Below are 14861 nucleotides of genomic sequence, written 5' to 3' on the forward strand. Positions count from 1 at the left end.
CACCGCCCTTCGACAAGCTCAGGGCGAACGGTATAGAGGGATCACCCGCGCCCCACCCCTCCCCAGGAACCCGCGCCATGAACCCCGAAGTTTCCGCCGTCACCGACCGCATCATCGCCCGGTCGAAGGACAGCCGCGCCGCCTATCTGTCGTTGATCGAGCGCGAGCGGGACAATGGCGCGCGTCGCCCGCAGCTCGGCTGTGCCAACCTCGCCCACGCCTATGCCGGAACCGAGGAAGACCGCGACACGATGCGCGCCGGCCAGGCGATGAACATCGGAATCGTCACCGCGTACAACGACATGCTGTCCGCACACGCGGTCTACTACCGCTATCCCGAACTCATGAAGGTCTGGGCGCGCGAGGTCGGCGCGACGGCACAGGTCGCCGGCGGCGTACCGGCGATGTGCGACGGCGTGACGCAGGGCTATCCGGGCATGGAGCTGTCGCTGTTCAGCCGCGACACGATCGCGCTGTCGACGGCGATCGCGCTCAGCCACGGCACGTTCGAAGGCGCGGCGCTGCTCGGCATCTGCGACAAGATCGTTCCGGGCCTGCTGATGGGGGCGCTGCGCTTCGGCCACCTGCCGATGGTGTTGATCCCCGGCGGTCCGATGCCCTCGGGCCTACCCAATAAGGCGAAGGCCGCGGTGCGCGAAGCCTATGCGGAGGGCAAGGCCGGCCGCGAGGAACTGCTCGACGCCGAAATTTCGGCCTATCATTCGAAGGGCACCTGCACCTTCTACGGCACGGCCAACACCAACCAGATGATGATGGAGGTGATAGGCCTGCACATGCCCGGCGCCGCCTTCGTCAATCCGGGCACCAAGCTGCGCCAGGAGCTGACCCGCGCTGCGGTGCATCGCCTCGCCGGCATGGGCTGGCGCGGCGACGACTATCGTCCGCTGGGCCATTGCGTCGACGAACGCGCGATCGTGAACGCCGCGGTCGGCCTGCTCGCCACCGGCGGTTCGACCAACCACCTGCTCCACGTCCCCGCCATCGCGCGTGCCGCGGGCATCGTCATCGACTGGGAGGATTTCGATCGCCTCAGCCAGGCGGTGCCGTTGATCGCGCGCGTCTATCCCAACGGTTCGGCCGACGTGAACGCATTCGAAGCGGCGGGCGGCATGCCCTTCGTCATCCGCGAACTGCTCTCGGCCGGTCTGCTGCATGGCGACATCACGACGGTCAGCGGCGACAGCCTCGCCGCTTATGCGCAGAAGCCGGTCATCGCCGACGATCAGCTGGCGTGGGAGCCGGTCGGCGACAGCGGCGACACCAGCATCCTGCGCCCCGTGGCAGAGGCCTTCTCGCCCGACGGCGGCATGCGCATCCTCGCCGGCAACATCGGCCGCGCCTGCATCAAGGTGTCGGCGGTCGATCGCGAGCGTTGGGTGATCGAGGCGCCCGCACGCGTCTTCCACGACCAGCTCGACGTGCTCGAAGCCTTCAAGCGCGGCGAGCTGGAGCAGGACGTCGTCGTCGTCGTCCGCTTCCAGGGCCCGCGCGCCAACGGCATGCCCGAACTCCACAAGCTCACCCCACCGCTCGGCGTGCTCCAGAACCGCGGCTTTAAGGTCGCGCTGGTCACCGACGGCCGCATGTCGGGCGCCAGCGGCAAGGTGCCGTGCGCGATCCACTGTTCGCCCGAGGCCCTGGGCAACGGCGCGATCGGCAAGATCCGCGATGGCGACATCATCCGCGTCGACGCGGTGAACGGCACGCTCGATGCCCTGGTCGACCCGGCCGAATGGCTGGAGCGCCCGCTCTGCGACGCGCCGGGCGCGGCGACGGGCATGGGCCGTGAGCTGTTCGGCATGTTCCGCGGCCTCGCCGACGAAGCCGAAAAGGGCGCGTCGGGGATGCTCGCAGCGGCGGGATTGTAACGAACGTAGCTGCCCTCACCCATCCGGCACTGCGTGCCCCCTCCCTCTCCCATCGGGAGAGGCAAGAGACGGCGAAGCCGGTGACAGGGTGAGGGCGGGTCGGAACGATAAGAGAGGAAACGCAATGCAATTGGTCAGCGTAGACATCGGCGGCACCCACGCCCGCTTCGCCATCGCGGAGGTGGAGAACGGCCGCGTCGTGTCGCTCGGCGAGCCGGTGACGCTGAAGACCGCCGAACACGCCAGCTTGCAGACCGCATGGCAGCATTTCGCCTCGATCCACGGCACGCCGCTGCCCAAGGCGGCGGCGCTGTCGGTCGCCTCGCCGATCACCGGCGACATCATCCGCCTGACCAACAATCCCTGGGTGATTCGTCCCTCGCTGATCCCCGAACGGCTTGGCGCGGACATCTACACCGTCATCAACGATTTCGGCGCGGTCGGCCACGCGGTGGCCCAGTTGCCCGCGGAAGACTTCGAACATCTCTGCGGCCCCGACCTGGCCCTGCCCGAACAGGGCGTGACCACGGTCTGCGGCCCGGGCACCGGCCTCGGCGTCGCGCAGGTGTTCAAAACCTCCGATCGCTATCACGTCCTCGCCACCGAAGGCGGCCATGTCGATTATGCCCCGCTCGACGGGATCGAAGACGCCTTCGTCAAGCGCCTGCGCCGCCAGTTCACCCGCGTGTCGACCGAGCGCATCTGCTCCGGCCCCGGCATCGTCGCGATCTACGAAACGCTTGCCGCGCTGGAAGGCCGCGCGGTGCCGAACCTCGACGACAAGGCGATCTGGACCGAGGCGCTGGACGGCACCGATTCGATCGCACTCGCCGCGCTCGATCGGTTCTGCCTGTCGCTGGGCGCGGTGGCAGGCGACCTCGCGCTCGCCCATGGTGCCAAGGCCGTGGTCATCGCCGGCGGCCTGGGCCTGCGCATCAAGGACAAATTGATCCGCTCCGGTTTCGACCAGCGCTTCGTCGCCAAAGGGCGGTTCCAGACGCTGATGGCGGGGATCCCCGTCAAGCTCATCACCCATCCGCAGCCCGGCCTGTTCGGCGCGGCGGCCGCCTTCGCCCAAGAACACGCATAAAAAGGTAGCATCCAGCATGACCGATATCGCCACCATCATGCAGACCAGCGCCGTCATCCCGGTGCTGGTGATCGACGACGCCGCCACCGCCAAGCCACTGGCCGAAGCGCTCGTCGCCGGGGGCCTGCGCGTTCTCGAGGTCACGCTGCGCACCCCCGCCGCGATGGAGGCGATCGCCGAGATGAAGACCGTGCCCGGCGCGATCGTCGGCGCGGGCACCGTCGTCAACGAAGCGCAGGCCAAGGCGGTGATCGATGCCGGCGTCGAATTCATCGTTTCGCCCGGCCTCACCGAACGGCTCGCGCGCCCGATCTTGGATGCTGGCGTCGCCTATCTGCCCGGCACCGCCACGGCCGGCGACATCATGCGCGGGCTCGATCTCGGCCTCACGCACTTCAAATTCTTCCCCGCCGAAACCAGCGGCGGGCTGAAGGCGCTGAAGGCCCTCGCCGCGCCCTTCTACCAGTGCCGCTTCTGCCCCACCGGCGGCATCACCGAAGCGTCTGCGCCCGACTGGCTGGCGTTCGACCCCGTCCTGTGCGTCGGCGGCAGCTGGGTCACGGGCGGCAGCATGGCGGACGTCGAAGCCAAGGCCCGCGCGGCGAGCGCATTGCGGCGCTGAGGCCTATCACAAACGCCAGCAGCGATGCCGGGCCCGTCCCGGCATCGCTGTGCGTAACGGCCGCCCCGGTCCCCGTCCGCCACGATGATATCGCGCGCCACAGCCGCCCCTTCGCCGGGGCCATTTCGACGGGGCAATCGGCATCACGATGATCGAATCCCGCCGCTAGTTTAACCGATCGTCCATCCCATCGGTGCAGGGTGAAGGGCATGTACACCTTCGCCTTCGACGAACAGGCCCGCGTCTTCACGATACGGCTCCAAGGCTTCTGGACACCGCCGGTTCTGGCGGCCTTCGTCGACGAGGTGACCGCGCGCAGCGTCGGACAAGCCCGCCGCTATGGCCGCTATGGCGTCTTCGTCGATTGCCGCGACTATCAGGTACAGACCGGCGCGCTGGCCGAGGGCTTCGCGAACGTCATCGGCCGGGCGAGCAGTCAGGAGCGGCCAGTCTGCCTGTTGTTCTCTGCCATGCTCGTCAAATTACAGGCGGAACGCTCGCTCGGCACCACCGCAGCGGCGATCTTCCTCGACGAGACGGCGGCACGAGACTGGCTGGCGGCGCAGCTTGCCACCACCCCGCAAGAGCTTACCCCCGCCTGATCACATCTCGCCGCGCTGGCGGCGGATCGCGTACCATTTCTGCACATTGGCATTGTGCTGGGCCAGCGTGTCGGCGAACACATGGCCACCGGTCCCGTCCGCGACGAAGTACAGCGCGTTGGACTGCGCCGGATCGAGTACCGCATCGATCGACGCCCGCCCCGGATTGGCGATCGGCCCGGCCGGCAGCCCCACCTCGGCATAGGTGTTATAGCCGTTCTTCGCCTGCAATTCGCTGCGCAGGATCCGCCGGCCCAGCGGCCGCCCCTTGGTGATCGGATAGATGACGGTCGGGTCCGCCTGCAACGGCATGCCGCGCTTCAGCCGGTTGCCATAGACCGCGGCGACCATGCGCCGTTCGGACGGCTTGCCGGTTTCCTTCTCGACGATCGAGGCGAGGATGATCGCCTGTTCGGGCGTCGTCACCGCAATGCCGGGCTTCCGCTTCGCCCAGGCCTGGGCGAGATACGTCTTCATCGCCGTCTGCATGCGCGCGACCACCGACGCGCGGGTGTCACCGCGCTGGAAGGCGTAGCTGTCGGGCAGCACCGATCCTTCGGCGGGCACCGGCACGCTGCCGGTCAGGCCATCCGCCTTGGCGAGCGCGTCATGCACCAGCACCGACGGATAGCCCTCCGGCACGACGACGAGGCGCTGGAGCACCTTGCCGCCCTGCAGCATCTTCAGGATATCGGCCTGGCTGGTGTGCGGCGGGATGCGATATTCGCCCGCCTTGATCGAGCCATCCGCCCCGAACACGCGGGCGAACAGGCGGAAGCGGCCGGCGGAGGGGATCGCCCCGGCCCGCTCCAATTCCCGCGCGGCGGCGGCAAGGCTGCTGCCCTCCGCCACCTGCACCGTCACCGTCCGCTGCGCCGGGCCGCTGCCGCCCCAGCTGCGCACGACGACGACCGCCGCGATGATCGCGACGAGCCCGAGCAGCAGACCGAGGCAGCCGACCTTGCGCATCGTACGTGGCTCAGATCGCCTTCATGACCAGCGACGCATTGGTGCCGCCGAAGCCGAACGAATTGTTCAGCACCGCCTTCACTTCCCGCTTCTTCGCCGTCAGCGGCACCAGGTCGACGCCCTCGGTGCCCTCGTCCGGGTTATGCAGGTTCAGCGTCGGCGGCACGATCTGGTCGCGCAGCGCCAGGATGCAGAAGATGCTCTCCACCGCACCGGCCCCGCCGAGCAGATGCCCGATCGCCGACTTGGTGCTCGACATCGATGCGCCCGACAGATCGTCACCGAACACGCGCTTCGCCGCGGCCAGCTCGATCGTGTCCGCCATGGTCGAGGTGCCATGGGCATTGATGTAATCGATGTCCGACGGCTCCATGCCCGCCTTGCGCAGCGCCATGCGCATCGCATTCTCGGCGCCCTTGCCTTCCGGGTGCGGCGCGGTGACGTGATAGGCGTCGCCCGACAGGCCATAGCCGACGACCTCAGCATAGATTTTCGCGCCGCGTGCCTTGGCGTGCTCATATTCCTCGAGCACCACCACGCCCGCGCCCTCGCCCATCACGAAGCCGTCGCGGTCCTTGTCATAGGGACGGCTCGCTTCCGTCGGGCGATCGTTCATGCTCATGTTGAGCGCGCGCGCCTGGGCGAAGCCGGCGACGCCCAGCGGGTTGATCGTGCTTTCCGCACCGCCCGCCAGCATGATGTCGGCATCGTCGTCACGGATCATCCGCGCCGCGTCACCAATCGAATGCGCGCCGGTCGAGCAGGCGGTAACAACCGCGTGGTTCGGGCCCATCAGACCGTATTTGATCGAGACCTGACCGCTGATCAGGTTGATCAGGCGACCGTGGACGAAGTGCGGGCTGACCCGGCTAGGGCCGCGCTCATGCAGATTGATCGATTCGATCTCGATGCCCGGCAAGCCACCGATGCCCGATCCGATCGACACGCCCGCGCGCAGCTTGGTCGCCTCGTCCATCTCGGTGAGGCCCGCGTCTTCCAGCGCCTGGCCCGCGGCGTCGATGCCATAGATGATGAACGGATCGACCTGACGCTGGACCTTGTGGTCGACGCGCTTGTCGGGGTCGAAACCATATTCGTGATCCTTGGGCTTCACCTCGCACGCGATCGTGCATTTCTGGCCCGTGGTATCGAAGCGGGTGATCGTCCCCGCGCCGGACTTGCCGGCGATCAGATTGGCCCAGGCCGTCTCGACGTCCGCGCCGAGCGGCGTCACGAGGCCCAATCCGGTTACGACAACGCGCCGCATACCCTTACTCCATCCAGTCCATGTACGTCCCCGGCCGCGGGTTCCGCGCCCGGCTGTTACGAAAAACGGCCCCCCGCCCTCTCACAACGGGGACGGGGAGCCGCTTCAATCATGCCCTTGCGGGCGCGAGGCGAGGCGAAAGGCCCGGCCTCAGGCGATTACGCCTTATGCTCGTCGATGTAGGTGATCGCGTCCTTGACGGTCGTGATCTTCTCGGCGGCATCGTCGGGGATCTCGACCCCGAACTCTTCCTCGAACGCCATGACGAGCTCGACGATGTCGAGGCTGTCGGCACCCAGGTCGTCGATGAAGCTCGCGTCCTCGGTCACCTTGTCGGCTTCGACGCCGAGATGCTCGACGACGATCTTCTTCACGCGGTCGGCGGTCTCGCTCATGTGTATTCCCTCTTCACGTTGGGGGGTTTTCAGTAATTCCCGACAGCCCGTAGAACGGGGCCGTCCGGCTGGCAAGCGTCTGTTAAGGGTTGGCGTCGGCCAACCGCCTTAACAAGGGGTTAGATCATCGCCATGCCGCCGTTGACGTGCAACGTCTGGCCGGTGACGTAACCCGCCTCCTTCGACGCCAGATAGACGACCGCCGCGGCGATATCCTCGCCCGTGCCCAGGTCGCCCGCCGGAATGCGGCCGAGCAGCGCACTCTTCTGCGCCTCGGGCAGCACGTCGGTCATCGCCGATCGGATGAAGCCGGGCGCGACGCAATTGACCGTGATGTTGCGGCTGGCCAGTTCCTGCGCCAGCGCCTTCGACATGCCGACGAGGCCTGCCTTCGACGCGGCATAATTCGCCTGTCCCGGATTGCCGGTTTGCCCGACGACCGAGGTGATCGACACGACACGGCCGAAGCGCTGCTTCATCATCGGCTTGGCGGCGGCGCGGATCAGCCGGAACGCAGCCTCCAGATTGACGCGGATCACCTGATCCCATTCGTCGTCCTTCATCCGCATCGCCAGGTTGTCGCGCGTGACGCCCGCGTTGTTGACCAGGATATCGATCCGCCCACCCAGCGCCTCGACCGCCTGCGGCACCAGCGCGTCGACCGCGGCGGCATCCGACAGATTGCACGGCACCGCAACGTGATCCCCGCCAAGGCCCGCACGAAACGCCTCCAGCTTCTCGGCATTCGAACCCGACACCGCCAACCGCGCCCCCTGCGCCGCCAACCCCTTGGCAATGGCAGACCCGATACCCCCCGAGGCCCCCGTAACGAGCGCAGTCATGCCGCTAAGATCGAACATTCTTCGCAATCCTTATTGATTCACGCGAAGACGCGAAGACGCGAAGGTGTCGTGGCCGTTGACGATACGTCGCAGCCCCTCCTTGAGCGTCGCGCCTCCGAAATTGATAAGCAGCCCAAGCGGCTGATCGGTTAGTCGAAGGTAGGTCAGCAATTGTTTGGCATGAGCGGCGTTGAGCCGCTCGACCGACTTGATCTCGACGAGCAAACGTCCGGCGACGACAAGGTCGATCCTGAAGGCCGCATCGAAGGACAGGCCTTCGAACGTGAACGAGACCGGCATCTGCCGCCGAACCTCATAGCCCAGCTGGGTCAGCTTAGCAGCCAGTACCGTCTCATAGACGCTTTCCAGCAAGCCCGGCCCCAGGTCGCGATGCAGACGAAAGGCGACGTCAATGGTGACCGAGGCGATTGCCTCGAGATCCACCCTCTTCGCGTCTTCGCGGCTTCGCGTGACCATCACACCTTCTTAAGCAAATCCTCGATGTCGTCCATCGTCACCACGCTGATCGCATCCGCGTCGGGAGCGATGCGCTTGACCATCGGCGACAGCACCTTGCCGCCGAATTCGACGAACTGGGTAACGCCCGCCTCGACCATCCCCAGCACCGATTCGCGCCAGCGGACCATGCCCGTCACCTGCGCGACGAGCGACGCGCGGATCGCACCCGGATCGGCGATCGCCGCGGCATCGACATTGGCGAACACCGGCACCAGCGGCGCCCCGATGCGCGCGTCGGCCAGCGCGGCGTCCATCGCGTCCGCCGCGGGCTGCATCAGCGGGCAGTGGAACGGCGCCGACACCGGCAGCAGGACCGCGCGCTTCGCACCCAGGTCCTTGGCCAGCGCGACCGCGCGTTCGATCGCGGCACGGTGGCCGGAAATCACGACCTGCGAGGGGTCGTTGTCGTTCGCGACGGTGCAGACGAGTTGCTCGCCGCCCTCCGCCAGAATCGCATCGACCGCCGCTCCGGCGATTACCTGCGCCTTGTCGCGATCGGCGCCGAGCAGCGCCGCCATCGCGCCCTCGCCCACCGGCACCGCCGCCTGCATCGCCTGCCCGCGCAGCTTCAGCAGGCGCGCGGTGGTGGACAGGTCGAACGCCTGCGCGGCGCACAAAGCGCTATATTCGCCAAGGCTGTGACCCGCGACGTAATCGGCCTTGTCGGCGAGCGACACGCCGCCTTCCCGCTCCAGCACGCGCAGCGTCGCAATCGCGTTGGCCATGATCGCGGGCTGGGCATTTTCGGTCAGGGTCAGATCGTCCGCAGGTCCTTCGACCATCAGGCGGAACAGATGCTGGCCCAGCGCCTCGTCGACTTCGCCGAACACTTCGCGCGCCACGGGACTCGCGTCGGCCAGCGCCTTGCCCATGCCGACCGCCTGGCTGCCCTGGCCGGGGAAGATGAATGCCCGCATCTGGACTCTCCTTAATTCGCAGGAGGGCGCCACTAGGGCCGCGGCGGGCCTCACGCAACCTGAACGAAGATCGCGGAGTTGCGACACCTTGCGACCGTTTTGACGGATCGGTGGGAGAGGCGTGCGACAGGTGGCGCCCATATCTCCTTCCGACGCCACGAAAAACGGCGCCAGTATCCAATGCATGTTCAACGGGAGTATGAACGATGAAGAAGCTGATCCTGAGCGCGATCGCCGCCACGCTGGTCGCCAGCCCGATGGTTGCCAGCGTCGCCGAAGCCGCGCCGCAGCAGCGCACGGTCACTACCGTCAAGGAACGCGCCAACGGCCGCACCGTGGTGACGACGCGCACCACCGAAACCCGCGGCTGGCGCGCCGGTCAGCGCTTCGATCGCCGTCGCGCGGCCAACTATCGCATCGTGCGCGACTACCGCACCTATCGCCTCGCCCCGCCGCCGCGCGGTGCCTATTGGGCGCGCTCGGGTCGCGATGCGGTGCTGGTCCGCAACAACGGCACGGTCATCCGCGTGATCCAGCGCTCGTTCCGCTGAGCCTGACTGTTCATCAGGCGGGCCGTTAAGCCTTGCCTTTTGGCGCAAACCCGTTAGGGGACGCCACATCCGGGGTGGAGAGCCAGTCTCTCCGCCCCGGTTCGTATTGCGATTTGAGTGAGAGCGATACGGGGACGACAGCCGGAGGGGCGCCGCATGGGGCGGCGTCAGCGATCGGCCAACGAAGGACAAGGCATGGCTCTGTACGAGCATACGTTCCTTGCGCGCCAGGATCTGGCACAGGCGCAGGTGGACGCGCTGGCGGAAACCGCCACGAAGATCATCGAAGACAATGGCGGCAAGGTCGTCAAGACCGAGACCTGGGGCCTGCGCAGCCTCGCCTATCGCATCGCGAAGAACCGCAAGGCGCATTACGTGATGCTCGAGATCGACGCCCCCGGCAACGTGGTGGCCGAGCTGGAGCGCCAGACCCAGATCAACGAGGACGTGATCCGCTACATGACCGTCAAGGTCGACGAGCTGGAGCAGGGTCCGACCGTCATGATGCGCAAGCAGGAGCGCGACCGCGAGCGTCGCAGCGACCGTGAAGGCGGCCGTGACGGCGCCCCCCGTGGCGACCGCGGCCCGCGTCGTGACCGTGAAGAGGAGGCCGCATAATGGCTCGCCCGTTTTTCCGCCGCCGCAAGTCGTGCCCGTTCAGCGCCAAGGATGCGCCCCGGATCGACTATAAGGACGTCCGTCTGCTCCAGGGCTTCGTGTCCGAGCGTGGCAAGATCGTTCCGTCGCGCATCACCTCGGTGAGCGCCAAGAAGCAGCGCGAACTCGCCCAGGCGATCAAGCGCGCCCGTCATCTGGGCCTGCTGCCCTACGTCGTTAAGTAAGGAGTCCGATCCATGGACGTCATTCTGCTTGAGCGCGTCGAGAAGCTCGGCGCCATCGGCGACGTAGTGAAGGTGAAGGACGGTTTCGCCCGTAACTTCCTGCTGCCGAACAAGAAGGCGCTGCGCGCCAACGAAGCCAACCGCAAGGTGTTCGAGGCGAACCGCGCCCGCATCGAGTCGGAAAACGCGAACCGTCGCGGCGAAGCCGAGAAGGAAGCGGTCAACTTCAAGGACGTGTCGGTCACGCTGATCCGTCAGGCGTCGAACACCGGCCAGCTGTACGGCTCGGTCGCGGTGCGCGACCTGGTCGAGGCGCTGGTCGCCGACGGCCACAAGGTGACCAAGAGCCAGATCGTGCTCGATAAGCCGATCAAGTCGATCGGCCTGTACGACGTGCGCGTCGCGCTGCACCCGGAAGTCGCCGTGACCGTCAAGGTCAACGTCGCCCGCTCGCCCGAAGAGGCCGAGATGCAGGCGTCGGGCGTCGATGTCATGGCATCGATGTTCGAGCGTGACGAAGCCGGCTTCACCGAGGATTACGATCCCAACGCCGAGCCGGGCGCCACTGCCGAAGTGCAGAGCGACGATCGCGCCGAAACGGAGCAGGCGCAGGGCTAACCCCCCGCGTCGGCGATCGCCGATCCAAGAAAAAGGGCCGTCCGGTGCGTACCGGGCGGCCCTTTTTCTTACGTCTGGCCTACCGCCGACAGGTCTGACGACCGACGCCTCAGGGGCAGGTTACGCAAGCGCTCACGACCGCCGCCAGCGGGATCAGGGCCAGAACGACGGGAAAAATCTGCTTCATCATCGGGTCCTTGCGATTCCCAATGCCCAATGCGCACCCGATGCAAAGGTTGCGTGTTCGTGAACGGCCGCCGCCTCTGGTGTCTCGCGCGAGTCATGTTCCTTTAACCCGCGCCATTAACCTCCATGAAAGTCCGCACCGATATGGACACATTCATGGGTCCGCATTCTCCTGCTCGATTTCGCGTAGAACCGGATACCGCCCGGGGTGTCACCTACATCACTTTGGCGGGATTCTTCCTGTTGCCCGACGTCGCCGCGTTCGATCGCGAATGGGCGCAGGCGCATCGCCTCCTGCGCTGCGCGCCCAACGCGCATCTAACGCTTTGCGATATCTCCGACATGAGCATCCAGTCGCAAGACGTCGTCAACGCCTTCACCACCATCGTGCGCGATCCGGTACGGCAGGGCCGGCGGCTCGCCATGGTCGTCGGCATGTCGCTGTCCCGCCATCAGGCCAAACGCCTCAACCCGCCCGATCGCGAGGGCGTCGCACATTTCTTCAGCCGTGCGGAGGCGGAAGCCTGGCTGTTCAGCGACGACCGAATAGACGCTCAATATCGCCATGCGCCAGCTTCACCCATGTCGGCCGACCATGGTTACATTGGCCCGAGTGCGGCGTAGCCTCCATCTCGCGCAGTAGCGCATTCATCTCGGCGACGCCCAGCACCCTGCCCGCCCGCACCGACCCATGGCAGGCCATCGTGCCGGCCACGGCATCCAGCCGCTCGCGTAGCGACAGCGCCTCGTCGAACGCGGCAAGTTCGTCCGCCAAATCAGTAATAAGTCCGGACGGATCGGCCTGCCCCAGCAAGGCCGGCGTCGCGCGCACCAGCATCGCCGTCGGCCCGAACCGCTCCAGCTCCAGCCCCAGTTCGGCGAGTTCGCCGATCCGCGATTCGAGGCGGTCGCAGGCAGGCTCGTCCAGCTCGACCACTTCGGGGATCAGCAGCGCCTGCGCAGCCACCCGCCCGCCCGCCAGTCCCGCGCGCATCCGTTCGAGCACCAGCCGCTCATGCGCGGCATGCTGGTCGACCAGCACCAGCCCGTCCTCCGCTTCCGCGACGATATAGGTCCGCGCCACCTGCCCGCGCGCGACGCCCAGCGGGTGCGCGACGGTCGACGGCGGCAGCGCATAGGCCGGCTCGGCGCGCGCGGCGGGGGGCGGCGGGGCGAACGTCGGGCGGGCATCGTTGACGTAGCGCTGCGCGAACAGCCCCGCGCCATCCGCCGCTCCAGACGCCCCACCCTCCATCGCCGGCGCGGCCCACGCCTCGGCCGCCACCGCGCCCGACGGATGGGGCGCTACCGGCTCCGGCCGCCACATCGCCAGCGCATCCTCGGCCGGCCGCTGCACGCTGCGATGGCCGGCCGCTTCCAGCGCGCGCCGCAGGCCCGACACGATCATGCCCCGCACCATCGCGGGATCGCGAAAGCGCACCTCGGTCTTCGCGGGATGGACGTTCACGTCCACCTCCGCCGGCGGTACGTCGAGGAACAGCGCCACCACGGCATGCCGATCGCGCGGCAGCATCTCGGCATAGGCACCGCGGATCGCGCCCATCAGCAGGCGGTCGCGCACAGGGCGACCGTTGACGAACAGATATTGGTGATCGGCGACACCGCGATTGTAGGTCGGGATGCTCGCCACCCCGCCCAGCACGATCGGCCCCGAATCGGTCGGCCGCTCCAGATCGATCGTCACCGCATTGTCGGCGAGCGCCCGGTCGGTCAGCCCGGCGACGCGTGCCGGCCGGTCCTCCGCCAGCATCGCGGCAAGCGCGCGGCGGCCGTCATGCTCCAGCGTGAAGGCAATATCCGGTCGCGCCATCGCCAGCCGGCGTACCGTATCGAGACAGGCGGCATATTCGGCGCGGGGCGAGCGCAGGAACTTGCGCCGCGCCGGCACGCGCCCGAACAGATCCTCGACGATCACGCGCGTCCCCGGCGGCAGGGCGGCGGGGCCTTCGCGCGCGACGACGCCATTGTCGACCGTCCGCGCCCAGCCCTCCGCGCCGCGGACGCGGCTTTCGATCGTCAGCCGCGCGACACTGGCGATCGAGGGCAAGGCCTCGCCGCGAAAGCCCATGGTCGTCACGTTTTCAATGGCTTCGTCGGGCAGCTTGGACGTCGCATGCCGTTCGAGCGCCAGCGCCATGTCGGCCGGGGCCATGCCACAGCCGTCGTCGACCACCTCGATCCGCGCGAGCCCGCCGTTCGCCAGCATCACCGCGATGCGATTCGCACCGGCGTCGATGGCGTTTTCGACCAGCTCCTTCAACGCGCTGGCGGGCCTTTCCACCACTTCACCGGCGGCGATGCGGTTGACGAGATGTTCGGGCAGACGGCGTATTGACACTGCGCAAGCTCTATACCAAGCGGACGCATCCCGCGAGCCCTACGCAAGACGTGACGAACCTCCTGGCCGACACGGCCTGCGACGGATGAAGCGGTACTTTTTGTGCGTCCCGAACACGGAACCCTGCGCTCCATGGCTCTCCCCCGCTTCTTCAAATTCATGTCCCACGACATGGCGATCGATCTCGGCACCGCGAATACGCTGGTGTACGTCCGCGGGCGCGGCATCGTGCTCAACGAGCCGTCGGTCGTCGCGGTCGAGACGATCAACGGCGTCAAGCGGGTGAAGGCGGTCGGTGACGACGCCAAGCTGATGATGGGCAAGACCCCGGGGTCGATCGAGGCGATCCGTCCGTTGCGCGATGGCGTCATCGCCGACATCGACGTCGCCGAAGAGATGATCAAGCACTTCATCCGCAAGGTCCACGGCCCCCGCAAGTTCGCGCGCTGGCCGGAAATCGTGATCTGCGTGCCGTCGGGCTCAACCAAGGTCGAACGCCGCGCGATCCGCGACGCCGCGTCGAACGCCGGCGCCAGCCAGGTCTATCTGATCGAAGAGCCGATGGCCGCGGCGATCGGCGCCGACATGCCCGTCACCGAACCGATCGGGTCGATGGTCGTCGACATCGGCGGCGGCACTACCGAAGTCGCCGTGCTCAGCTTGCGCGGTCTCGCCTACACCACCTCGGTGCGCGTCGGCGGCGACAAGATGGACGAAGCGATCGTCAGTTACGTCCGCCGCAACCACAACCTGCTGATCGGCGAAGCCACCGCCGAACGCATCAAGCAGGAAGTCGGCATCGCCCGCCCGCCGGTCGACGGCATCGGCAAGATCATCCACATCAAGGGTCGCGACCTCGTCAACGGCGTGCCCAAGGAGATCCAGATCAACCAGGGCCAGATCGCCGAGGCCCTAAGCGAGCCGGTCGCGACGATCGTCGAGGGCGTGCGCGTCGCGCTGGAAAACACCGCGCCGGAACTGGCGGCGGACATCGTCGACCAGGGCATCGTGCTGACCGGCGGCGGCGCACTGCTCGAAGGGTTGGACGAGGTGCTGCGCGACGAAACCGGCCTTCCGGTGACCGTCGCCGAGGACCCGCTGACCTGCGTCGCGCTCGGCACCGGCCGCGCGCTGGAGGATCCGATGTTCCGCGGCGTGCTGCAAACCGGCTGAGCGCCCGCAACGACGTAACG

17 protein-coding genes are annotated in these 14861 nt (G+C 67.3%); 10 read left to right on the plus strand and 7 right to left on the minus strand.

All coding sequences use genetic code 11. The features are described from left to right. Window positions 1–77: 77 nt before the first annotated feature. The 4 genes from edd (at window position 78) to ACP7A3_RS17435 (ending at window position 4203) form a co-directional block, all read left to right on the plus strand. The gene (edd, locus tag ACP7A3_RS17420; RefSeq protein ID WP_426254461.1) at window positions 78–1889 is read left to right on the plus strand and encodes a phosphogluconate dehydratase; all 1812 of its coding nucleotides are present in this window, start codon (window positions 78–80) and stop codon (window positions 1887–1889) included. 124 nt (window positions 1890–2013) lie between these two features. Further along, window positions 2014–2979, plus strand: a complete 966-nt coding sequence (glk, locus tag ACP7A3_RS17425) for a glucokinase (RefSeq protein WP_017979023.1) — start codon at window positions 2014–2016, stop codon at window positions 2977–2979. Between the two features lie 16 nt (window positions 2980–2995). Next, entirely contained in the window at window positions 2996–3601 is a 606-nt protein-coding gene (gene eda, locus ACP7A3_RS17430; RefSeq protein WP_331360326.1) for a bifunctional 4-hydroxy-2-oxoglutarate aldolase/2-dehydro-3-deoxy-phosphogluconate aldolase, read from the plus strand. A gap of 209 nt (window positions 3602–3810) precedes the next feature. Next, a complete protein-coding gene (locus ACP7A3_RS17435; RefSeq protein ID WP_426254460.1) occupies window positions 3811–4203 on the plus strand; it encodes a hypothetical protein in 393 nt (130 codons plus the stop codon). On the opposite strand, the gene mltG is transcribed toward ACP7A3_RS17435, so the two are convergent. The 6 genes from mltG to fabD all read right to left on the minus strand — a co-directional run bounded on the left by mltG (window position 4204) and on the right by fabD (window position 9112). Further along, window positions 4204–5172 (minus strand): endolytic transglycosylase MltG, encoded by a 969-nt coding sequence (gene mltG / locus ACP7A3_RS17440; protein WP_426254459.1) that lies wholly within the window; start codon window positions 5170–5172, stop codon window positions 4204–4206. A gap of 10 nt (window positions 5173–5182) precedes the next feature. Then, window positions 5183–6439: a beta-ketoacyl-ACP synthase II gene (fabF, locus tag ACP7A3_RS17445; RefSeq protein ID WP_020486511.1), complete on the minus strand. Its 1257-nt coding sequence runs from the start codon at window positions 6437–6439 to the stop codon at window positions 5183–5185. A gap of 158 nt (window positions 6440–6597) precedes the next feature. Then, window positions 6598–6834 (minus strand): acyl carrier protein, encoded by a 237-nt coding sequence (locus ACP7A3_RS17450; protein WP_017979028.1) that lies wholly within the window; start codon window positions 6832–6834, stop codon window positions 6598–6600. A gap of 119 nt (window positions 6835–6953) precedes the next feature. Beyond that, window positions 6954–7694, minus strand: a complete 741-nt coding sequence (gene fabG, locus ACP7A3_RS17455) for a 3-oxoacyl-[acyl-carrier-protein] reductase (protein WP_426254458.1) — start codon at window positions 7692–7694, stop codon at window positions 6954–6956. A gap of 12 nt (window positions 7695–7706) precedes the next feature. Next, the gene (locus ACP7A3_RS17460; protein WP_241891337.1) at window positions 7707–8153 is read right to left on the minus strand and encodes a GxxExxY protein; all 447 of its coding nucleotides are present in this window, start codon (window positions 8151–8153) and stop codon (window positions 7707–7709) included. Then, window positions 8153–9112 carry an ACP S-malonyltransferase gene (fabD, locus tag ACP7A3_RS17465; RefSeq protein ID WP_426254457.1) on the minus strand — a complete coding sequence of 320 codons (960 nt, stop codon included), beginning with the start codon at window positions 9110–9112 and terminating at the stop codon, window positions 8153–8155. The genes ACP7A3_RS17460 and fabD overlap by 1 nt, the downstream gene beginning before the upstream one ends. Window positions 9113–9318: 206 nt before the next feature. Here fabD and ACP7A3_RS17470 point away from each other — a divergent pair, with 206 nt between their 5' ends. From ACP7A3_RS17470 to ACP7A3_RS17490, 5 genes are all read left to right on the plus strand, one after another. Next, on the plus strand, window positions 9319–9663 hold the full coding sequence (locus ACP7A3_RS17470) for an RcnB family protein (RefSeq protein ID WP_017979032.1): 345 nt from the start codon (window positions 9319–9321) through the stop codon (window positions 9661–9663). A 195-nt stretch (window positions 9664–9858) separates the two neighbouring features. Next, window positions 9859–10281, plus strand: coding sequence for a 30S ribosomal protein S6 (gene rpsF, locus ACP7A3_RS17475; RefSeq protein WP_017979033.1), 423 nt, complete (start codon window positions 9859–9861; stop codon window positions 10279–10281). Next, window positions 10281–10505, plus strand: coding sequence for a 30S ribosomal protein S18 (gene rpsR / locus ACP7A3_RS17480; RefSeq protein WP_007403456.1), 225 nt, complete (start codon window positions 10281–10283; stop codon window positions 10503–10505). The genes rpsF and rpsR overlap by 1 nt, the downstream gene beginning before the upstream one ends. A 12-nt stretch (window positions 10506–10517) precedes the next feature. Continuing rightward, entirely contained in the window at window positions 10518–11123 is a 606-nt protein-coding gene (gene rplI / locus ACP7A3_RS17485; protein ID WP_017979034.1) for a 50S ribosomal protein L9, read from the plus strand. 312 nt (window positions 11124–11435) lie between these two features. Beyond that, window positions 11436–11933, plus strand: coding sequence for a hypothetical protein (locus ACP7A3_RS17490; RefSeq protein WP_426254456.1), 498 nt, complete (start codon window positions 11436–11438; stop codon window positions 11931–11933). Here the strand turns inward: ACP7A3_RS17490 and mutL are convergent. Further along, window positions 11842–13668, minus strand: a complete 1827-nt coding sequence (mutL, locus tag ACP7A3_RS17495) for a DNA mismatch repair endonuclease MutL (protein WP_426254455.1) — start codon at window positions 13666–13668, stop codon at window positions 11842–11844. The two genes, ACP7A3_RS17490 and mutL, sit on opposite strands and share 92 nt — an antisense overlap. A gap of 132 nt (window positions 13669–13800) precedes the next feature. Between mutL and ACP7A3_RS17500 the strand changes: the two genes are divergently transcribed. Then, the gene (locus tag ACP7A3_RS17500; protein WP_018250722.1) at window positions 13801–14841 is read left to right on the plus strand and encodes a rod shape-determining protein; all 1041 of its coding nucleotides are present in this window, start codon (window positions 13801–13803) and stop codon (window positions 14839–14841) included. The last annotated feature ends 20 nt before the right edge of the window (window positions 14842–14861 follow it).

This window comes from Sphingomonas sp. DC5200-1, assembly GCF_049897245.1.
GTDB classification, from domain to species: Bacteria; Pseudomonadota; Alphaproteobacteria; order Sphingomonadales; family Sphingomonadaceae; genus Sphingomonas; species Sphingomonas aquatilis.